17 protein-coding genes are annotated in these 20,354 nt (G+C 51.7%); 13 read left to right on the top strand and 4 right to left on the bottom strand.

The window, feature by feature from the left end:
- The first annotated feature begins 312 nt into the window (after window positions 1-312).
- The 8 genes from ACHHZ7_RS06320 (at window position 313) to fhuB (ending at window position 11,452) form a co-directional block, all read left to right on the top strand.
- The gene (locus ACHHZ7_RS06320) at window positions 313-879 is read left to right on the top strand and encodes a fimbrial protein (RefSeq protein ID WP_060682733.1); all 567 of its coding nucleotides are present in this window, start codon (window positions 313-315) and stop codon (window positions 877-879) included.
- Window positions 880-926: 47 nt separating this feature from the next.
- Entirely contained in the window at window positions 927-1,640 is a 714-nt protein-coding gene (locus tag ACHHZ7_RS06315; protein WP_060682732.1) for a molecular chaperone, read from the top strand.
- A 43-nt stretch (window positions 1,641-1,683) separates the two neighbouring features.
- Window positions 1,684-4,170 carry a fimbria/pilus outer membrane usher protein gene (locus ACHHZ7_RS06310; RefSeq protein WP_060682731.1) on the top strand — a complete coding sequence of 829 codons (2,487 nt, stop codon included), beginning with the start codon at window positions 1,684-1,686 and terminating at the stop codon, window positions 4,168-4,170.
- Between the two features lie 34 nt (window positions 4,171-4,204).
- Window positions 4,205-5,203 carry a fimbrial protein gene (locus ACHHZ7_RS06305; protein ID WP_225623032.1) on the top strand — a complete coding sequence of 333 codons (999 nt, stop codon included), beginning with the start codon at window positions 4,205-4,207 and terminating at the stop codon, window positions 5,201-5,203.
- Between the two features lie 210 nt (window positions 5,204-5,413).
- Entirely contained in the window at window positions 5,414-7,663 is a 2,250-nt protein-coding gene (gene fhuA / locus ACHHZ7_RS06300) for a ferrichrome porin FhuA (protein ID WP_048227070.1), read from the top strand.
- A gap of 47 nt (window positions 7,664-7,710) precedes the next feature.
- Window positions 7,711-8,508: a Fe3+-hydroxamate ABC transporter ATP-binding protein FhuC gene (gene fhuC, locus ACHHZ7_RS06295; protein WP_060682729.1), complete on the top strand. Its 798-nt coding sequence runs from the start codon at window positions 7,711-7,713 to the stop codon at window positions 8,506-8,508.
- Window positions 8,508-9,398, top strand: a complete 891-nt coding sequence (gene fhuD / locus ACHHZ7_RS06290; RefSeq protein ID WP_060682728.1) for a Fe(3+)-hydroxamate ABC transporter substrate-binding protein FhuD — start codon at window positions 8,508-8,510, stop codon at window positions 9,396-9,398. The genes fhuC and fhuD overlap by 1 nt, the downstream gene beginning before the upstream one ends.
- Window positions 9,399-9,412: 14 nt before the next feature.
- On the top strand, window positions 9,413-11,452 hold the full coding sequence (gene fhuB / locus ACHHZ7_RS06285; protein WP_123969806.1) for a Fe(3+)-hydroxamate ABC transporter permease FhuB: 2,040 nt from the start codon (window positions 9,413-9,415) through the stop codon (window positions 11,450-11,452).
- Window positions 11,453-11,565: 113 nt separating this feature from the next.
- Here the strand turns inward: fhuB and hemL are convergent, their stop codons facing one another.
- Window positions 11,566-12,846: a glutamate-1-semialdehyde 2,1-aminomutase gene (gene hemL / locus ACHHZ7_RS06280; RefSeq protein WP_060682726.1), complete on the bottom strand. Its 1,281-nt coding sequence runs from the start codon at window positions 12,844-12,846 to the stop codon at window positions 11,566-11,568.
- A 168-nt stretch (window positions 12,847-13,014) separates the two neighbouring features.
- Here hemL and clcA point away from each other — a divergent pair, with 168 nt between their 5' ends.
- The 3 genes from clcA to erpA are packed head-to-tail and all read left to right on the top strand — an operon-like array spanning window position 13,015 to window position 14,862.
- Window positions 13,015-14,436, top strand: coding sequence for a H(+)/Cl(-) exchange transporter ClcA (gene clcA, locus ACHHZ7_RS06275; protein WP_060682725.1), 1,422 nt, complete (start codon window positions 13,015-13,017; stop codon window positions 14,434-14,436).
- 23 nt (window positions 14,437-14,459) lie between these two features.
- Complete coding sequence (gene yadW, locus ACHHZ7_RS06270) at window positions 14,460-14,525, top strand: small protein YadW (RefSeq protein ID WP_122973801.1); 66 nt, start codon at window positions 14,460-14,462, stop codon at window positions 14,523-14,525.
- A complete protein-coding gene (gene erpA, locus ACHHZ7_RS06265) occupies window positions 14,518-14,862 on the top strand; it encodes an iron-sulfur cluster insertion protein ErpA (protein WP_008786260.1) in 345 nt (114 codons plus the stop codon). Before yadW ends, erpA begins: the two co-directional genes overlap by 8 nt.
- 119 nt (window positions 14,863-14,981) lie before the next feature.
- Here the strand turns inward: erpA and ACHHZ7_RS06260 are convergent, their stop codons facing one another.
- The 3 genes from ACHHZ7_RS06260 to mtnN are packed head-to-tail and all read right to left on the bottom strand — an operon-like array spanning window position 14,982 to window position 17,134.
- Entirely contained in the window at window positions 14,982-15,605 is a 624-nt protein-coding gene (locus ACHHZ7_RS06260) for a TRIC cation channel family protein (RefSeq protein WP_003829199.1), read from the bottom strand.
- A 37-nt stretch (window positions 15,606-15,642) separates the two neighbouring features.
- Entirely contained in the window at window positions 15,643-16,443 is an 801-nt protein-coding gene (gene btuF / locus ACHHZ7_RS06255) for a vitamin B12 ABC transporter substrate-binding protein BtuF (RefSeq protein ID WP_003829197.1), read from the bottom strand.
- A complete protein-coding gene (gene mtnN, locus ACHHZ7_RS06250; protein ID WP_060682724.1) occupies window positions 16,436-17,134 on the bottom strand; it encodes a 5'-methylthioadenosine/S-adenosylhomocysteine nucleosidase in 699 nt (232 codons plus the stop codon). The genes btuF and mtnN overlap by 8 nt, the downstream gene beginning before the upstream one ends.
- Window positions 17,135-17,217: 83 nt before the next feature.
- Between mtnN and dgt the strand changes: the two genes are divergently transcribed.
- Window positions 17,218-18,735 (top strand): dGTPase, encoded by a 1,518-nt coding sequence (dgt, locus tag ACHHZ7_RS06245; RefSeq protein WP_060682723.1) that lies wholly within the window; start codon window positions 17,218-17,220, stop codon window positions 18,733-18,735.
- Window positions 18,736-18,864: 129 nt separating this feature from the next.
- The gene (degP, locus tag ACHHZ7_RS06240) at window positions 18,865-20,298 is read left to right on the top strand and encodes a serine endoprotease DegP (RefSeq protein ID WP_003829191.1); all 1,434 of its coding nucleotides are present in this window, start codon (window positions 18,865-18,867) and stop codon (window positions 20,296-20,298) included.
- Window positions 20,299-20,354 lie beyond the last annotated feature (56 nt).

Below are 20,354 nucleotides of genomic sequence, written 5' to 3'. Positions count from 1 at the left end.
ATTTAATTTTAATTAAGAACAAATTAAGTAAAACAAATGTTTGCAAAAGACATTGGAAATTAAATAGTTAACTTCTTTTATGGTGTGTGAAAAATCGCAGGCTATAGACAGTCTCTCCGGTGGTTTGATTTAATCCGCGAGTGAACACTATACACGATTCATTGTATTGATTTGATGAAGGGATTTCAGAAGATCATGTTTTTTGCATATCTTTATTCTTTTCTCTCCGTGCTCACCCTCAATATTTCTCGCCAGTAATTTATTATTGGCAATGGGACTTTGTCATTCAATCGTTCTGATTAAGGGATTCTAATGAATAAAAAGCTTCTTACTGTGCTGATGGCCGGAAGCCTGATTGCCGCTGTAAATACTTCTGCATTTGCAGAAGATACGGGTAAGGTAGAGTTTTCTGGCCGTATTGTTGCCGACACTTGCGTTATTGATGTCGATGGCGCAGGAGCAAATACCGTGGTTACTTTTGCTGATGCTTACCCGGATAATTTTGGTTCTGATGGGGCAATTGGCCCGACAAAAGATTTCCAGATTTCTCTGGCTAAATGTGACCCTGCTATAGCAAGTTTAAACCTGAGGTTCAGTGGTGACACTACTGACGGCGAGAAATTACGCCTGAAGAACGACCTTAGTGATGCGAGTGCTGCAACAAATGTGGGTATTACCGTTACCAATAATAATGGTGGTAACACTGACGTTGTGTTTGATGACTCCGTTCCGGTATCAACCACGGATGTGGCGAATACTGGCGATGAAGCAACGCCTTCTATTTTCAACTATACCGCGAAAGTGATTCAGATTGGTGATGAAAAACCGACTGCAGGTAAATATCACGCCTCCGCGAATTTTACCGTATTCTATCGTTAAGTATGACAGGCAGCCCTTCAGGGCTGCCTGACCAGGGAGTATTGCGGGTGAAATTATATGCGCGAATTTGTTTTGCCATCATTGGGCTTATTGCCATAAATGCACAGGCCAGCATTGTCCTGGGGGGAACTAGAATCATTTACCCGGAGAATAAAAAAGAAGTACAGATATCTATTAAGAATAAAGAAGATGCCAATAAATATCTGATACAAAGCTGGGTAACAAAGACAGATAACACAAAAGCGCCTTTTATTATCACTCCGCCGATTTATAAAATGGACGCTAATGGCCAGGCTCTGCTGCATATCGTCTTTATTGGCGATAAAGGATCGCTACCACAAGACCGTGAATCGATGTTTGTTGCCAACTTTAAATCTGTTTCGGCTATGCCTGATGAATTAAAAGATAAAAATACGCTGCAGTTTGCGATGAAAACACAGCTGAAACTTTTTTGGCGGCCAGTGGGTCTTAAAGAATCGGCCGCTGCCGGTGCGTGGGAAAAATTACGGTTTAGCCGTCAGGGTTCTCAATTAACCGCAAAAAATCCAACGCCATTTCATATTTCGTTATTAGAACTCTCTGTTGGCGGAAAGCAGGTAAAACCTCTCGCAGACAGTTCTGTACCTGAGTCATTGTCAATGACGGTTCCTCCCTTTGGGGAACAGATATTTTCAATACCTGCAGCTGCAGTAGGTGATGTGTCATGGGCTGCAGTGAATGACTATGGTGCTGCAACGGTGAAAAAGCGCCAACAACTATAAACGCAATGACGCGTATGGGTAAAAATTAAAGGGACTTTATTATATGCAGCCTTATCCTTTGCGATCTTGCCGACTCTTTTTGCTCAACAGCATTACGCTGGCATTATGCTCATTTTTGCACCCAGCGAGTGCTGAAGATGAATTCAATTTGCATATTCTGGAACTCGGTACACCGTTAGAGAATACGTCAACACTGGAAACCTTTTTGCAAAATAATGGGTTACAGCCAGGGACTTATTTGACTGAAGTGATGTGGGATTATGATCGCATTGATAAGCGAAATATTACTTACGTACTATCACAGGATAAGACGCAATTACTCCCGCAGTTCAGCAAAGGGGATCTCAGAGAGCTGGGGGTGAAGGTCGATAGCCTTCCCGGCTTGAAATCATTGGCTGATACGGCTCCAGTTGGCGACATCGCCCAGTACATATCGGGAGCAAAGTTTGATTTTCAACTCGATAGCCAAACTCTTTTCATGCGGATCCCGCAAATTTATCGCGACCAGCAAGTCGCTGGCGCTATCCCTATTAAAGACTGGGACGATGGCATTCCTGCGGCATGGAGCAGCTATTACATTAGCGGCAACCGCCAGCAAGTAAATGGCGAGAACGATAACTCGAACTGGGCAAGCCTTAATTCCGGTCTAAATCTTGGCGCCTGGCGGCTTCGTAATTCAAGTACCTACAGCAATTCGGATGGCTGGGATGCGATCAGCACCACGCTGGAGCGGGATATTAAATTTCTGCAAAGCCAGCTTGAAATTGGCCAGACATATACCAACGGCGAACTGTTTGACAGCGTACAGATGACAGGGGTGAAGCTGGAAACCGATACCAGCATGTTACCCAATAGCTTACAAGGGTTTGCGCCTGTTGTGCGCGGAATTGCTAATAGCGATGCAAAAGTAACGATTAAGCAAAATGGCTACACGATATATCAGACTTATGTCTCCAGCGGCCCCTTTGAAATCAGAGATCTCAGTCAGGTAACAGCAGGGTCAGATCTACAAGTTACCGTTAAAGAGGCTGATGGAAGCGAGCATTCGTTTATTCAGGCAAGCGCTTCGGTACCCATCTTACAGCGTGAAGGTGCGCTGAAATATAGCCTTGCTGGAGGAAAATACCGCGATAGCGATAACGGCGAGGAACCTGGGTTTGGTCAGGCGACGGTAATCTACGGCATGCCTCATGGCATTACGCTGTATGGCGGAGTGCTCGAAGCATCAATTTACCGTGCCGGTCTGGTCGGGGCGGGGGCCGATCTCGGTGAGCTTGGTTCTGTGTCTGTAGATGTTACTGCGGCCAGAACCCAGTTTGACGATGGGCGTGGTAATGCCAACGGTTTATCCTGGCGTGCACAATATTCCAAAGACTTTTCTGCAACAGATACCACGGTGACGCTGGCCAGTTACCGTTATTCCACTTCTGGTTTTTATACCTTCCAGGAAGCTCTCGATCAGCGCGATAGGGGCGAAGATGATGGAATTTACAATTACCGTAAAACGAACAATCGTCGTAGCCGTTTACAGTTGAGTATGTCGCAATCATTGGGATCTGTCGGGTCTGTGTATATCAATGGTTATCAACAAGATTACTGGGATATGAGTGGGCATGAGCGCAGTGCCAGTATGGGATTCAGCTCCAGTTGGCAGGACATCACCTGGTCTGTGAACTATAGCCTGACAAAAACACCAAACAGCGATAATGACCAGCAGGTTGCATTTTCCGTCAATATTCCTTTGTCACGTTGGCTGTCAAACAGTTGGGCGACCTACAACCTAAACAGCGCTAAAAATGGCAATACCGTGCATCAGGTTGGGATTGGCGGGACTGCGCTGGAAGATAACAACTTAAGTTATAACCTGCAGCAAAGCTATACCGATCACGATACTGGATATGGTGCGAGCATGACGGGGCGTTATCGTGGCTCATACGGTGAAATTGGGGCGAACTATAGCTATGCCAAAGATAGCAAACAGTGGAACTACAGCGCGCAAGGATCCGTCGTCGCACATCCTTATGGTATTACGCTGGGGCAATCTGTCCAGGATGCTTTTGCTATTGTCCATATTGACGAGGGAGCAGATGTTAAAGTCCAGAATATGCAAGGTATTTACACTGACTACTGGGGAAATGCGGTCGTACCATATCTAACTAATTATCGTCGTAATACCGTCACGGTGAACAGCGGGGAACGCGACGATCTGGATATCGAAAAACCGGCCAAAGATGTCGTACCTACGAAAGGGGCAGTTGTCGCAGCTAATTTCTCTGCCCGCCAGGGTATTCGCGCCTTATTAACACTTCACCATGGATCGAGTTTTGTGCCTTTCGGCGCGGTACTGTCAATTGAGGGGGGCTCCTCAATAGTCGGAGATGGTGGCGAAGTTTATCTGACCGGTTTGAAAGGTAATGTACCGTTTAAAGTACAGTGGGGTAGTGCTCCAGAACAGCGCTGTGAAGGAAATGCGCAGATCCCAGATGATATCGAGTCCTCTATTTATCAGGCTGCGGTTGAGTGTCGATAGTGTAAAGGGAAAACATAAAATGGACTGTGGGAATATGAATAATTATATGATTTTTAGATTGATTCTATGTTGCGGTCTATTGTTCGCACAGCAATCAGTTCAGGCATCCTGCAAAATAGATAATGATGCGTCGCCGTCAACCTCTACGTTCAATATGCCGTCGTTTACGGTAAATGCGGACGCCGCTCCAGGTACGATCATTGCAACCCAGGAAGTGACTGGCGATCTTATTAAAGTCGTGGACTGTACAGATAATGGCGATATCTATACAGGCTATACCGTATTCACGAGTAGCGATGCCCGCACGGATAATCCCCTTAGCCGCGTTTATCAAACAAATGTTCCGGGAATAGGTTTTCGGGTCGCCTGGGTTAAAGATAACGCTTCCGCCCTAACAGAAGGTTCGGTGGTTACCCCTATGCATCTAGGGACGTCAAAAACAACCCACTTAAGTGACTATAGTATTCAATCACGTGCGAGAGCTGAATTTGTCGTCACTGGTGTTGTGCAGTCAGGAGTTATTGACGTCAACATGCTCAATGCGGACTGGATTTATGATTCGCAGGTTATTGCTCAAATTCGCTTTGCGCCAATAGTTATTAACGTTACTGCTAACACCTGCAATTTAGTTGAAAAAAATATCACAGTGCCGCTTAAGAGAATCATGACTAGCGATATTGTGGACGGTTATTCCGATGTTGTATCTGATGATAGTTTCAAGATTCAGCTGGAACAGTGTGTTGCTGGCATCAAACTTGATTATAAATTCACCACTGCCGGTTCAACTGGCGTGAGTGGCAATAGCGACATCCTGGAGATCGCCAGTGGTAATGACGCGGCCGAAGGGGTCGGATTACAAATCCTCGACAGCAACAATAATGTGCTGAAATTTGATCAAGATTACAACGCGGTAGCGCAAACAACCGATAGGCAGTCTGTCACTATCCCTTTGAAAGCGAGATATGTACAAACAGGCACTGTAAAAGCGGGAAAGGTTGACTCTGTTGCGACATTTAGCGTTTTTTACCGCTAGCCAAAAATAGCCTGTGTATTTGCAGGCTTTTCTTTTAAACATTCCAGCCTAATTTATTAACCCTTTCTTTTCATCTGGTTATTTCTTAACCCCTCAGTTTTAGTAGGGACGCGTATTGCTTGCTATCTCGCCAGAGTTTCGAATATTATGCTGCCGTTATAATAATAATTCTCGTTTACGTTATCATTCACTTTAATCAGAGAAATACCAATGGCGCGTCTTAAAACTGCTCAGCCAAGTTCATCACTGCGTAAAATCGCAGTAGTGGTAGCCACAGCGGTTAGCGGCATGTCTGTCTATGCACAGGCGGCGGTTGACCCGAAAGAAGAAACCATCACCGTAACTGCTGCACCTGCTCCGCAGGAAAGCGCATGGGGGCCTGCGGCAACCATCGCTGCACGACAGTCTGCTACGGCGACCAAAACCGACACTCCGATTCAAAAAGTTCCTCAGTCTATTTCAGTGGTCACCGCCGAAGAGATGGCGTTGCATCAGCCAAAATCGGTCAAAGAGGCGCTCAGCTACACCCCGGGCGTTGCCGTGGGTACGCGTGGCGCGTCCAATACCTATGACTACCTGATTATTCGCGGATTTGCCGCCGACGGCCAAAGTCAGAATAACTATCTGAATGGCCTGAAGATGCAGGGCAACTTCTACAATGATGCGGTCATCGACCCTTATATGCTGGAGCGCGCCGAAGTGATGCGCGGTCCGGTTTCCGTTCTGTACGGAAAGAGCAACCCGGGTGGGTTGTTGAACATGGTCAGCAAGCGCCCGACAACGGAGCCGCTGAAAGAAGTTCAGTTCAAAATGGGCACTGACAGCCTGTTCCAGACCGGTTTTGACTTCAGCGATGCGCTGGATGACGATGGTGTGTACTCATACCGTCTGACCGGCCTGGCGCGTTCCGCGAATGCGCAGCAGCAGGGCGCAGAAGAACAGCGTTATGCCATCGCGCCATCTTTCACATGGCGTCCGGATGATAAGACGAATTTCACCTTCCTCTCCTACTTCCAGAACGAGCCGGAAACCGGTTATTACGGCTGGTTGCCGAAAGAGGGGACCGTGTCTAAGCTGCCAAATGGTTCACGTTTGCCGACCGATTTCAACGAAGGTGCGGACAACAATACCTACTCTCGTAACGAGAAGATGGTGGGCTATAGCTTCGACCACGAATTTAACGACACCTTTACCGTACGTCAGAACCTGCGTTATGCGCAAAACAAAGTGTCGCAGAAAAGCGTGTACGGCTACGGCATGTGCTCCGATCCGCTGTATACCAAGGATCCGGCTAACAGCCCTTGCGCCAGCATCCCTCAGTCAGATTGGGATCACACGCTGACTCGTCAGTACGTTGACGATAATGAAAAATTGCAGAATTTCTCTGTTGATACGCAGTTGCAGAGCACATTCGCCACCGGTTCCCTGGATCACACATTGCTGACCGGCGTTGACTATATGCGTATGCGTAACGATATCAACTCCTGGTTTGGTTGGGCTGGTTCGGTAGCGCCGTCTGATATCTATAATCTTGACCGTAGCGATTTTGACTTTGGCTCGCACCCTGGACCTGGCGCAGCTTATCGCGTTCTGAATAAACAGGAACAAACGGGCCTGTACGCTCAGGATCAGATGCAGTGGGATAAGGTGCTGGTCACTCTGGGCGGTCGTTACGACTGGGCTAAGCAGGACTCTCTGAACCGAGTTTCTGGTGTGCTGGACTCCCGTGATGACCGACAGTTCACCTGGCGTGGCGGTGTTAACTATCTGTTCGATAACGGTGTAACCCCGTATTTCAGCTACAGCGAATCGTTTGAACCAAATTCTCAGGTTGGGGAAAGCGGTAATATCTTTGCGCCATCTAAAGGTAAGCAGTACGAAGCGGGCGTGAAGTACGTACCGAGCGATCGTCCGATCGTGTTGACCGGTGCCGTTTACCAGTTGACCAAAACCAACAACCTGATGGCCGACCCGAATGGATCGATCTGGTCAGTTGAAGGCGGCGAAATTCGCTCACGTGGTGTAGAAATTGAAGCGAAAGCGGCGCTGTCAGCCAGCGTTAACGTGGTTGGTTCTTATACCTATACCGATGCGGAATACACCACTGACACCAACTACAAAGGCAATACGCCTGCCCAGGTGCCAAAACATATGGCATCACTGTGGGGGGATTACACCCTCTATGATGGTGCGCTTTCCGGGCTGACGTTGGGTACGGGTGTTCGTTATACTAGTTCCAGTTATGGCGATCCGGCAAACTCCTTCAAAGTGGGAAGCTACACGCTGGTAGATGCGTTAGTGCGTTACGATCTGGCGCGTGTAGGTATGGCTGGCTCCAACGTGGCGCTGCATGTGAACAACCTGTTTGACCGTGAATACGTCGCCAGCTGCTTCAATACTTATGGCTGCTTCTGGGGCGCAGAACGTCAGGTCGTTGCAACTGCAACCTTCCGTTTCTAATTTCTCTTTGGGCACGCTTTGCGTGCCCGTTTTACAAGTTGGCTGCTATGCAGGAAAACAGATCCCATCCCGACACCACTTTTGCGTTGCGTAATGTCTCCTTTCGTGTGCCTGGCCGCACGCTTTTGCATCCTCTCTCATTAACTTTTCCTGTGGGGAAAGTGACTGGTCTTATCGGCCACAACGGTTCCGGTAAATCGACATTATTGAAAATGCTGGGACGTCATCAGCCGCCGTCAGAAGGTGAAATCCTGCTCGACGAACAGCCGCTGGAGAGCTGGAGTAGTAAAGCGTTTGCCCGCAAGGTCGCCTATCTGCCGCAACAGCTGCCTCAGGCAGAAGGGATGACCGTACGCGAACTGGTGGCGATTGGTCGTTATCCGTGGCACGGGGCGCTGGGGCGTTTTGGCGTTGCCGACAGAGAGAAAGTAGAAGAAGCAATTTCGCTGGTAGGTTTAAAGCTGCTGGCGCACCGTCTGGTCGATAGCCTGTCCGGTGGGGAACGCCAACGCGCGTGGATTGCCATGCTGGTGGCACAGGACAGCCGCTGTCTGCTGCTTGATGAACCAACTTCCGCGCTGGATATCGCCCATCAGGTTGACGTGCTGGCGCTGGTGCACCGCTTAAGCCAGCAGCGCGGGCTGACGGTGGTTGCGGTGCTGCATGATATCAATATGGCGGCCCGTTACTGCGATTACCTCGTTGCGCTGCGCGGCGGTGAGATGATTTCTCAAGGAACGCCTGCTGAACTGATGCGCAGTGAAACTCTGGAACAAATTTACGGTATCCCGATGGGCATTTTGCCGCATCCGGCCGGTGCCGCACCCGTGAGTTTTGTCTATTAATGATCGGATTACATCATATTACCCGTCGGCGGCTGCTTACGGCGATGGCGCTGTCGCCTCTGCTGTGGCGGATGAATACGGCGCACGCCGCGGCGGTTGATCCCCAGCGCATTGTCGCGCTGGAATGGCTGCCGGTAGAGCTGCTGCTGGCGCTGGGTATTACGCCGTATGGCATCGCAGATATCCCTAACTACAAGCTGTGGGTCAGTGAGCCTCCTCTGCCGGACTCGGTAATTGATGTCGGGCTACGTACGGAACCCAATCTCGAACTGCTGACCGAAATGAAGCCCTCGTTTCTGCTCTGGTCGGCAGGTTACGGTCCTTCCCCTGAAAAGCTGGCGCGGATTGCACCTGGCCGGGGATTTAACTTCAGCGATGGCAAAAAGCCGCTGGCCGTTGCGCGACAGTCGCTGCAGGAAATGGCGCAATTGTTCAATCTGCAAGCCTCTGCTGAACGCCATTTGACTGAGTACGATCGTTATATCGCCAGCCTGAAACCGCGCTTTATGCAACGCGGCGCGCGTCCCGTGCTCCTGACATCCTTGCTTGATTCGCGACATATGCTGGTGTTTGGCTCAAACAGCCTGTTCCAGGACGTACTGGACGAATATGGGATCCCTAACGCCTGGCAGGGAGAAACAAACTTCTGGGGCAGCACTGCCGTGAGTATTGACCGTCTGGCTGCTTATAAGGATGTCGATGTATTGTGCTTTGATCACGGCAACGATAAAGAGATGGCTGCGCTGATGTCTACGCCATTATGGCAGGCGATGCCGTTTGTCCGTGGCGGACGTTTTCAACGTGTGCCTGCCGTTTGGTTTTATGGCGCAACGCTATCGGCCATGCATTTTGCCCGTATTCTGGATAATGCGTTGGGAGGCAAAGCGTGAGCAGGAAACTTGAAATGCCGGATGGCGGCGCGAAAAACGCCTTATCCGACCTACGGTTTGGGCGCTTTGTAGGCCGGATAAGGCGAAGCCGCCATCCGGCGTTGCTGTTGTTGGTGCTGTTTGTTGCTGCCTGCTGGCTGACATGGGTTAACTTCTCCGTTGCTCTACCGCGCAGTCAGTGGCAACAGGCTATCTGGTCACCGGATATCGACATCATTGAGCAGATGGTTTTTCACTATAGCCTGCTGCCGAGGCTGGCGATTTCGCTACTGGTCGGCGCCGGGCTGGGTCTGGTCGGCGTGTTGTTTCAGCAGGTGTTGCGTAACCCGCTGGCGGAGCCAACCACGCTGGGCGTTGCGACTGGTGCGCAGTTGGGCATTACGGTTACCACGCTGTGGGCTATTCCTGGTGCGCTGACCACGCAATTTGCGGCGCTGGCGGGAGCATGTGTCGTTGGGGCGCTGGTGTTTGGCGTTGCCTGGGGCAAGCGTCTTTCTCCGGTGACGTTAATCCTTGCCGGGCTGGTGGTCAGCCTGTACTGCGGGGCGATTAACCAGTTGATGGTTATCTTCCATCACGATCAGCTGCAAAGCATGTTTTTATGGAGCAGCGGCACGTTAACGCAAACCGACTGGAGCGGCGTACAGCGTCTGTGGCCGCAGCTGTTGGGCGGTGTTATGCTGACTCTGTTGTTATTACGCCCAATGACGCTGATGGGACTGGATGACGGCGTGGCGCGCAACCTCGGTCTGGCGCTGTCGCTGGCACGTCTGGCGGCGTTATCGCTGGCCATTGTCATCAGCGCCTTACTGGTTAACGCGGTTGGGATTATCGGCTTTATTGGCCTGTTTGCACCGCTGCTGGCGAAAATGCTCGGTGCGCGTCGTTTGCTGGCACGTCTGGTACTGGCCCCGCTGATTGGTGCGTTGATCCTCTGGCTCTCCGACCAAATCATTCTGTGGCTGACCCGCGTATGGATGGAAGTCTCCACCGGTTCAGTGACGGCGTTGATTGGCGCACCGTTGCTACTGTGGTTGTTGCCGCGCTTGAGGAGTATGAGCGCCCCGGATATGAACGTCAGTAATCGCATCGCCGCTGAGCGTCAGAATGTGCTGATGTTTGCGCTGGCGGGTGGCGTAATCTTGCTGCTAACCCTCGTGGTGGCGCTGTCGTTTGGCCGCGACGCACATGGCTGGACATGGGCCAGCGGCGCGATGCTGGATGAGCTGATGCCCTGGCGCTGGCCTCGCATTCTGGCGGCCCTGATTGCCGGGGTGATGCTGGCGGTAGCGGGCTGTATTATTCAACGTCTGACGGGCAACCCGATGGCCAGCCCGGAAGTGCTGGGCATTAGCTCCGGTGCGGCATTTGGCGTGGTGCTCATGCTGTTTTTGGTCCCCGGAAATGCTTTTGGCTGGCTGCTGCCTGCCGGAAGCCTCGGGGCCGCGGGCACTCTGCTTATCATTATGATTGCCGCCGGGCGCGGTGGTTTTTCACCACACCGTATGCTGTTGGCCGGTATGGCGCTCAGTACGGCCTTTACTATGCTGCTGATGATGCTGCAGGCCAGCGGCGATCCGCGCATGGCGGGCGTGTTGACCTGGATTTCCGGTTCAACCTATAACGCGAGCGGAGAGCAGGTACTGCGTACCGGGATTGTGATGGTGATTCTGCTGGCGATGACGCCACTGTGCCGCCGTTGGCTAACAATTTTACCGCTAGGCTGCGATACGGCGCGGGCTGTCGGTATGGCTATCACGCCATCACGCGTGGGGTTACTGCTGCTGGCGGCAGGGCTGACGGCGACAGCCACCATGACAATTGGACCGTTGAGCTTTGTCGGGCTGATGGCTCCACATATTGCCCGTATGATGGGTTTTCGCCGGGCGATGCCGCATATGCTGATTTCGGCGCTGGCGGGTGGCGTGTTGCTGGTCTTTGCTGACTGGTGCGGCAGGATGGTGCTGTTTCCGTATCAGATCCCGGCGGGATTATTGTCGACGTTTATTGGTGCGCCGTACTTTATCTATCTGCTGAGAAAGCAGAGCCGCTGAGGCTGACCCCTTTCATGTAGGCCGGATAAGACGCTTTGCGTCGACATCCGGCAATAAAAAAGCCGGGTGGCGGCTTCGCCTTACCCGGCCTACATTTCTGCACGTTCTCTTTTTTACAACTTCGCAAACACCCGGCGCGCGGCGTCGATGGTGTTATTGATATCGTCTTGACTGTGCGCCACGGACATAAAGCCCGCTTCGAAAGCAGACGGCGCCAGATAAATTCCTTCATCCAGCATCATGTGGAAGAAGCGCTTGAAGCGTTCGACGTCGCATGCCATCACATCCTGATAGCAGGTTACGGTTTCTGCATCGGTGAAGAAAATCCCGAACATCCCGCCCACATGGTTAACCACCAGCGGAATATTCGCTTCTTCGGCAGCTTCCAACAGACCTTCCGCCAGACGCGTCGTCAGTTCGTTCAGCGTTTCATGAATACCCGGTTGGGCGACTTCGGTCAGACAGGCATAACCTGCCGCCATCGCGATCGGGTTACCGGAAAGCGTCCCCGCCTGGTAAACCGGACCGGTCGGCGCCAGTGCGTCCATCACATCGCGGCGACCGCCGAATGCGCCAACGGGCATTCCGCCACCGATGATTTTACCGAGGCAGGTCAGATCCGGAACAACGCCGTAATAATCCTGCGCACCGGCCAGTGCCACGCGGAAACCGGTCATCACTTCATCGATAATCAACAGCGCGCCAAACTCATCGCACAATGCACGCAGGCCTGGCAGGAATTCTGGCAGCGGTGGGATGCAGTTCATGTTGCCGGCAACCGGCTCAACGATGATGCACGCAATCTCCTGCGGGTACTGTTCAAACGCTGCACGCACTGAAGAGAGATCGTTATAGGTGCAGGTCAGGGTGTGTTTCGCGAAATCAGCTGGAACGCCAGGGGAGTTCGGCTGGCCCAGCGTTAACGCGCCGGAACCGGCTTTGACCAGCAGGCAGTCAGCATGGCCGTGGTAGCAGCCTTCAAATTTGATGATTTTATCACGACCGGTGAAACCGCGCGCCAGACGGATTGCGCTCATTGTCGCTTCCGTACCGGAGTTCACCATGCGCACCATGTCCATGGTCGGCACTAATTCGGTGACCAGCGCCGCCATTTTCACTTCCATCTCGGTCGGTGCACCGAAGCTTAAACCGCGCTCCGCAGCTTCAATCACCGCATTACGGATTGCCGGGTGGTTGTGACCCAGTACCATCGGTCCCCAGGAACCGACGTAATCGACATAGGCTTTACCATCGACATCGTACAGATACGCTCCGTCCGCTTTTTCGATAAACAGCGGAGTACCACCCACGCCAGTAAAGGCGCGAACGGGGGAGTTAACGCCGCCTGGGATAAGTTCGCGTGCTGCGCTGTAGAGATTTTCAGACTTACTCATGGATGGGGTCCTGGTTCGTAGAAAAAGTAAATGCCCGCTATTCTAGTTATTCAGAGAAGGTTATGAAAGTTTTACGCATTTGAAACAATGCGATTTGCAGGGGATTTTCGCGAAATGTGCGAGTAGAATGCCGATTCCGTATTTGTATTACCAATTAATGATCATCTGATGAAGACAGACACTCCCTCTTTTGAAGCACAGCAAATTGTGCGTTTACGCCGCAGGGATCAAATTCGTCGTCTCCTGGAACGAGACAAAACGCCGTTGGCGATCCTGTTGATGGCTGCAGTAGTGGGTACTGTGACAGGGCTTGTTGGCGTGGCATTTGAGAAAGCGGTGACCTGGGTGCAGAATCAGCGCATTGGCGCGCTGGCTCAGGTTGCGGACCATGACATTCTGCTGTGGCCGCTGGCGTTTATTCTCTCGGCGTTGCTGGCGATGGTCGGCTATTTCCTGGTGCGTAAATTTGCGCCGGAAGCCGGTGGTTCGGGGATCCCAGAGATTGAAGGTGCGCTGGAAGAGCTGCGACCTGTGCGTTGGTGGCGTGTCCTGCCGGTGAAATTTATCGGCGGCATGGGCACGCTGGGTGCTGGCATGGTGCTCGGGCGAGAAGGGCCGACCGTGCAGATTGGCGGCAACATTGGACGCATGGTGCTGGATATTTTCCGTATGCGCAGCGCCGAAGCGCGGCATACCCTGCTGGCTACCGGTGCCGCAGCGGGCTTGTCGGCGGCGTTTAACGCTCCGCTGGCGGGGATCCTGTTCATTATTGAAGAGATGCGTCCACAGTTTCGCTATAACCTCGTGTCGATCAAAGCCGTGTTTACCGGCGTTATTATGTCGAGCATTGTGTTTCGTGTTTTCAACGGTGAAGCCCCGATAATTGAAGTCGGGAAACTGTCTAATGCGCCGGTGAATACGCTGTGGCTGTATCTCGTGCTCGGGCTTATTTTTGGCTGTGTCGGGCCATTGTTCAACACCATGGTGTTGCGCACCCAGGATATGTTCCAGCGCTTTCACGGCGGTGAAATTAAAAAATGGGTGCTGATGGGCGGCGCGATCGGCGGTCTGTGCGGGATCCTCGGGTTAATTCAACCGGAAGCGGCAGGCGGTGGCTTTAACCTGATCCCGATTGCCGCGGCAGGCAATTTTAGCGTCGGTCTGCTGTTGTTTATATTTATTACCAGGGTCGTCACCACGCTACTGTGCTTCTCGTCCGGCGCGCCCGGTGGGATTTTTGCCCCGATGCTGGCGTTGGGGACGTTGCTTGGTACGGCGTTCGGTATGGCTGCGGCAGCCTCTTTTCCGCAGTATCACCTGGAGGCCGGAACCTTTGCCATTGCCGGAATGGGGGCTTTGTTGGCTGCTTCGGTGCGTGCGCCGCTAACGGGTATTGTACTGGTGCTGGAGATGACCGATAACTATCAGCTCATTTTGCCAATGATTATTACCTGTCTTGGCGCAACACTATTAGCCCAATTTATGGGCGGAAAGCCGCTATACTCGACTATCCTGGCTCGTACGCTGGCAAAACAGGAAGCGGAGCAGGCGGCAAAAAGCCAGGGTACTGCCGCTGGCGAGAATACTTGAACGAAATACCAGGGTATTAGATAATGGCCCAAAATATTGGGTTGAAATTTACCCAATTGCCGATGTCGTTTGGAGCAAAATATGAGTGATGACGTAGCGCTGCCACTGCAATTTACTGAAGCAGCAGCCAATAAAGTTAAAAGCCTGATCGCTGACGAAGATAACCCGAATCTGAAATTACGCGTGTATATCACTGGCGGTGGTTGCAGCGGTTTCCAGTACGGTTTCACCTTTGATGATCAGGTCAATGAAGGTGATATGACTATCGAGAAACAAGGTGTTGGTCTGGTCGTTGATCCGATGAGTCTGCAATATCTGGTGGGCGGCGCGGTTGACTATACTGAAGGTCTGGAAGGTTCCCGCTTCGTTGTGACTAACCCGAATGCGAAAAGCACCTGCGGGTGTGGTTCTTCTTTCAGCATCTGATTGCTGTCTGTAATACTGATGGTCTGATGTTGTAGGCCCGGTAAGCGTAGCGCCACCGGGCAATGTGCCGGATGGCGGCGTAAACGCCTTATCCGGCCTACATGTTCTGTATCGTCATATCAACGCCCGTTATCATCCAGCGCAAACGTCGGCAATTTCAGATGCCAGCGAATGGCGGCAAGCCGAATCAGCAGCGTGACAATCATCCCCATCATACTGGCGTTTTCCAGTGAAACATCAAAGGTATAAAACGCTGTCGCATGCACGATCCCGCCGATAATACAGGCTGTGGCGTAGATCTCGGTGCGCAAAATCATCGGGACTTCACGAGCTAACACATCGCGAATGATCCCACCACCAACGCCGGTAATCACCCCCATACAAATCGCCACCAGCGGCCCTGTTCCTGCGAGAAATGCCTTGTTGACCCCAATACCCACGAACACAGCCAGACCAACGGCATCCAGCACCGGAAGGATCCATTTCGGTATGCGTCTTGGTTGACGTACCAACAGGATCGTCAGCATGCTGGTGATCATCGCCACCACCAGATCGGTCGGATCCTTAACCCAAAAAACCGGTCCATTATCCAGCGCCATATCGCGGATCGTACCACCACCAACGGCGGTAACCACGCCGAGTACCAGGACGCCAAACGGATCCATACGTAATTTTCCGGCCAGTAATACGCCAGAGATTGCAAATACCGCGGTGCCGACAATATCAAGCCAATAGACGAGCATTTTTAAATCCTCACAACAGACCTGGTGGGGGCAGGCGCTAATTTATCTGTGAAAGCGCATTACAGAGTTGTTTTGCGGCGAGGATAATACGCGGGCTCGCGCGTTCGAACCAGTCACTATTAAGTGTAATAATGGGTATTTTTAGCTGGTTTCCCCAGTATTGCTCAATTTTCAGAGTTTCACCCGGACCGCCTGTGGCAACAATAGCCTGGGGGGCTCGTGCCAGGACCTGCTCACGGCTAACCTGCGGCCAGGGAACCCGACTACCGGCAAAGATGTTTTCTCCGCCGCATACCTCAAGAACTTCGTGCTGAATAGAACCTTTTCCACTGGTAAACAGAGGATTGGCACCAAACTGGAGAAACACGCGTTTTTTCGGTTTGTTGGCATACTGAGATTTAAGTAAAGCATAGTCATCAAGCATGGTTTGCGCCGCCTGTTTAGCTTGTTCAGGCTTGGGGCTCCATGCTGCTAATTGGCGTAGCGCATCGGCAACCTGCTCAATGGTAACGGCATCCACCCAGATGACCTTAATTCCCAGAGAGGTCAGTTGATTCACCTGCCGCTCAGCATTTCCCCCGCGCCAGGCGACGACCAAATCAGGTTTCAGCGCCACAATACGTTCAAGATTCATCCCTTGCCAGGTTGAGACTTCCTCAATATTTTTGGCTTCTGGCGGGTAGTTTGAATAGCTGCTGACGCCAACGGGGGTAATGCCAGCGGCAAAAGCGAGTTCAGTATTGGCAGGAGAAAGCGTCACAACACGCGGCGCGGCGTAAAGGAACGCCGGGAGAGTGAAAAGCAGGGCGACCAGCGCCCTGGAGAGTAATTTAGCCATGCGCCAGTTTCTGTACCAGCGTTTCAACCATCAGGCTTGACTGCTTCGCGGCAACCACCAGGAATTCGTCAAAGCTGAGATGGGACTGCTGATCGGCAACGTCAGAGATAGCGCGAACCACGACGAACGGTACGTTAAAGTTATGGCAAACGTGCGCAATAGCGGTGGCTTCCATCTCAACGGCAATCGCCTGTGGGAAGTTGTGCTTAATTTTAGCCAGCCCTACGGATCCATTAATGAAGGCATCGCCGCTGACGATAAGCCCACGAACGGCATGCAGATTCAGTTCCGCAATGCAGGATTCTGCTGCGGCAACCAGCGCAGGATCGGCTTTAAAACCCGCCGGGCAGCCCGGTAGCTGACCAAATTCATAGCCAAAGGCAGTGACGTCGGCGTCGTGATAGCGCGCTTCGTCAGAAACTACGATATCCCCGACTTTCAGCGTAGAGGCCAGGCCACCCGCAGAACCGGTATTAATGATGGCGTCCGGCTTGCAGCGTTCAAGCAGCAGCGTAGCGCCCAGTGCCGCAGCCACTTTACCGATACCCGATTTCAGCAGCGCAACCTCTGTACCGTTCAGTTGGCCGGTGTAAATTTCACAACCGCCGAGCGCGATGGTCTGACGGTTTTCGATTTTGTCACGCAGCAGCGTAACTTCTTCTTCCATTGCACCAATGATGCCGATTTTCATAGATTTACTCGCGATAAGCCAGATTTGAGGGCATAGTCTATCATGCGCTTAAGGGGTAGCGCATTTCTCAGGCGGGAGAGGACATGGCACAGATCGATTTCCGAAAAAAAATAAACTGGCATCGTCGTTACCGTTCGCCGCAGGGCGTGAAGACTGAGCATGAGATCCTGCGTATTTTCGAAAGCGATCGCGGACGTATTATCAATTCTCCGGCAATTCGCCGACTGCAACAAAAAACGCAGGTCTTTCCGCTGGAGCGTAATGCGGCAGTACGCACGCGCTTGACGCACTCGATGGAAGTTCAGCAGGTTGGGCGCTATATCGCGAAAGAGATCCTCAGCCGACTGAAAGAACTAAAGCTGCTGGAGCAGTATGGCCTGGATGAACTGACAGGGCCATTTGAGAGTATTGTCGAAATGTCCTGCCTGATGCATGACATTGGTAATCCGCCGTTTGGCCATTTTGGGGAGGCGGCAATTAATGACTGGTTTCGCCAGCGACTGTATCCCGCAGACGCAGAAAGTCAGCCCCTAAGTGATGACCGTTGCCAGGTGACGGCATTACGATTGCGTGAAGGCGAAGAGTCGCTGAATGATATTCGCCGCAAGGTGCGCCAGGACCTGTGCCATTTTGAAGGCAATGCGCAGGGTATTCGCCTTGTGCATACGTTGATGCGTATGAACCTTACCTGGGCGCAGGTTGGCGGTATTTTAAAATATACCCGTCCGGCGTGGTGGCGCGGCAGTGCACCCGAGACACACAACTATTTAATGAAGAAGCCGGGTTATTACCTTTCTGAAGAACCGTATATTGAGCGGTTGCGTAAAGAATTATCATTAGCGCCTTACAGTCGCTTTCCATTAACCTGGATTATGGAAGCTGCCGATGATATCTCTTATTGCGTGGCGGATCTGGAAGATGCCGTTGAGAAAAGAATCTTTAGCGTCGAGCAACTTTATCACCACCTGTATGAGGCGTGGGGGCAGCATGAAAAAGGTTCCCTGTTTAGCCAGGTTGTTGAGAACGCCTGGGAGAAGTCACGTTCAAATACATTAAGCCGGAGTACCGAAGATCAGTTCTTTATGTATTTACGCGTCAATACGCTGAATAAACTGGTGCCATATGCGGCCCAGCGGTTTATTGATAATTTGCCGCAGATTTATGAAGGCAGCTTTAATCATGCGCTGCTAGAAGATGCAAGTAGCTTCAGCCAGTTACTGGGTGTTTATAAAAATGTGGCGGTAAAACATGTGTTTAGCCATCCGGATGTTGAACAACTGGAACTACAGGGCTATCGGGTGATCAGCGGGTTGCTGGAGATCTATCAGCCGTTATTAAAAATGTCTCAGTCAGATTTTTCTGAACTGGTCGACAATGAAAGAGTAAAACGTTTTCCTATCGAGTCCCGTTTATTTCAGAAGTTGTCTACCCGCCATCGTCTTGCGTATGTTGAGGCGGTTAGTAAAATATCGACGGGGTGCGCCGAGTATTCGGTTCTGGAATATTATTATCGCTGCCGGTTGATTCAGGATTATATCAGCGGAATGACAGATTTGTATGCCTGGGATGAATATCGTCGCTTGATGGCCGTAGAACAATAAATACTCATTTGTAAAGACGGACAATAAAATTTTACTTTTTCCTTAAACTTAATTCTGGAACTTAGCGCTATAAAACGACTCTGACGTATACAGCAATTTTGCGTTACCTGTTAATCGAGAACGAAACACATGAAAAAAACCACATTAGCAATGAGTGCACTGGCTCTGAGTTTAGGTTTGGCGTTGTCCCCCCTGTCTGCTACAGCGGCTGAGACGTCGTCTTCAGCAATGACCGCCCAACAGATGCCAAGCCTGGCCCCGATGCTCGAAAAAGTGATGCCATCGGTGGTAAGTATTAACGTCGAGGGGAGCACGACGGTAAATACGCCGCGCATGCCGCGTAATTTCCAGCAGTTCTTCGGTGATAATTCACCGTTCTGCCAGGACGGTTCTCCGTTCCAGAGTTCACCGTTCTGCCAGGGCGGCGCACCGGGCGCTGACAATGGCGGCGGCCAGCAGCAGAAATTTATGGCACTCGGTTCCGGCGTAATTATTGATGCCGCGAAAGGGTATGTCGTGACCAATAACCACGTGGTAGATAACGCCACGGTGATTAAAGTTCAGTTGAGCGATGGTCGTAAATTTGATGCGAAGATCGTGGGTAAAGATCCGCGCTCCGATATCGCGCTGATCCAAATTCAGGATCCGAAAAACCTGACGGCGATTAAGCTGGCAGATTCCGATGCGCTGCGCGTGGGTGATTACACCGTGGCAATTGGTAACCCGTTTGGCCTTGGTGAAACGGTGACTTCCGGTATTGTTTCTGCGCTGGGCCGTAGTGGCCTGAACGCGGAGAACTACGAAAACTTTATTCAGACGGATGCTGCGATCAACCGGGGTAACTCCGGTGGTGCGCTGGTCAACCTGAACGGTGAGCTGATCGGTATTAACACCGCGATCCTCGCACCGGACGGCGGTAACATCGGTATCGGTTTTGCGATCCCAAGCAACATGGTGAAAAACCTGACCTCGCAGATGGTTGAGTTTGGCCAGGTTAAACGCGGTGAGCTGGGCATTATGGGTACCGAGCTGAGCTCTGAGCTGGCGAAAGCGATGAAAGTTGACGCCCAGCGTGGCGCATTCGTCAGTCAGGTGATGCCGAACTCTTCCGCAGCGAAAGCGGGGATTAAAGCCGGGGATGTGATTACCTCCCTGAACGGCAAACCTATCAGCAGCTTCGCCGCCCTGCGTGCGCAGGTCGGTACGATGCCGGTTGGCAGCAAAATCACCCTGGGTCTGCTGCGTGACGGTAAGCCGGTCACCGTGAACCTGGAATTGCAGCAGAGCAGCCAGACTCAGGTTGACTCCAGCTCTATCTTTAAAGGCATCGAAGGTGCCGATATGAGCAACAAAGGCCAGGACAAAGGTGTCGTGGTAAGCGACGTGAAACCGAATTCTCCGGCTGCACAGATTGGCCTGAAGAAAGGGGATGTGATTATCGGCGCGAACCAGCAGCCGGTGAAAAACATCGCTGAACTGCGCAAAATCCTCGACAGCAAACCGGCTGTACTGGCGCTGAACATTCAGCGCGGTGACAGCTCCATCTATCTGTTGATGCAGTAATCTCCCTCAACCCCTTCCTGCACAGGAAGGGGTTTCTTTTTGTGATACTTCCCACA

This window comes from Citrobacter freundii complex sp. 2024EL-00216 (assembly GCF_043945515.1).
Lineage (GTDB): Bacteria > Pseudomonadota > Gammaproteobacteria > Enterobacterales > Enterobacteriaceae > Citrobacter > Citrobacter portucalensis.
Note: the sequence above shows the minus strand (reverse complement) of the source record. Positions and strands in the feature narration are given on the sequence as shown.

Excerpts from the sequence above, each read along its gene's own strand:
- hemL (WP_060682726.1), bottom strand. The coding sequence starts at position 12,846 with ATGAGTAAGTCTGAAAATCTCTACAGCGCAGCACGCGAACTTATCCCA.
- fhuB (WP_123969806.1), top strand. The coding sequence starts at position 9,413 with ATGCCGGATGGCGGCGCGAAAAACGCCTTATCCGACCTACGGTTTGGG.
- btuF (WP_003829197.1), bottom strand. The coding sequence starts at position 16,443 with ATGGCTAAATTACTCTCCAGGGCGCTGGTCGCCCTGCTTTTCACTCTC.
- fhuA (WP_048227070.1), top strand. The coding sequence starts at position 5,414 with ATGGCGCGTCTTAAAACTGCTCAGCCAAGTTCATCACTGCGTAAAATC.
- ACHHZ7_RS06305 (WP_225623032.1), top strand. The coding sequence starts at position 4,205 with ATGAATAATTATATGATTTTTAGATTGATTCTATGTTGCGGTCTATTG.
- erpA (WP_008786260.1), top strand. The coding sequence starts at position 14,518 with ATGAGTGATGACGTAGCGCTGCCACTGCAATTTACTGAAGCAGCAGCC.
- clcA (WP_060682725.1), top strand. The coding sequence starts at position 13,015 with ATGAAGACAGACACTCCCTCTTTTGAAGCACAGCAAATTGTGCGTTTA.
- ACHHZ7_RS06260 (WP_003829199.1), bottom strand. The coding sequence starts at position 15,605 with ATGCTCGTCTATTGGCTTGATATTGTCGGCACCGCGGTATTTGCAATC.
- ACHHZ7_RS06310 (WP_060682731.1), top strand. The coding sequence starts at position 1,684 with ATGCAGCCTTATCCTTTGCGATCTTGCCGACTCTTTTTGCTCAACAGC.
- degP (WP_003829191.1), top strand. The coding sequence starts at position 18,865 with ATGAAAAAAACCACATTAGCAATGAGTGCACTGGCTCTGAGTTTAGGT.
- ACHHZ7_RS06320 (WP_060682733.1), top strand. The coding sequence starts at position 313 with ATGAATAAAAAGCTTCTTACTGTGCTGATGGCCGGAAGCCTGATTGCC.
- mtnN (WP_060682724.1), bottom strand. The coding sequence starts at position 17,134 with ATGAAAATCGGCATCATTGGTGCAATGGAAGAAGAAGTTACGCTGCTG.
- fhuC (WP_060682729.1), top strand. The coding sequence starts at position 7,711 with ATGCAGGAAAACAGATCCCATCCCGACACCACTTTTGCGTTGCGTAAT.
- dgt (WP_060682723.1), top strand. The coding sequence starts at position 17,218 with ATGGCACAGATCGATTTCCGAAAAAAAATAAACTGGCATCGTCGTTAC.
- fhuD (WP_060682728.1), top strand. The coding sequence starts at position 8,508 with ATGATCGGATTACATCATATTACCCGTCGGCGGCTGCTTACGGCGATG.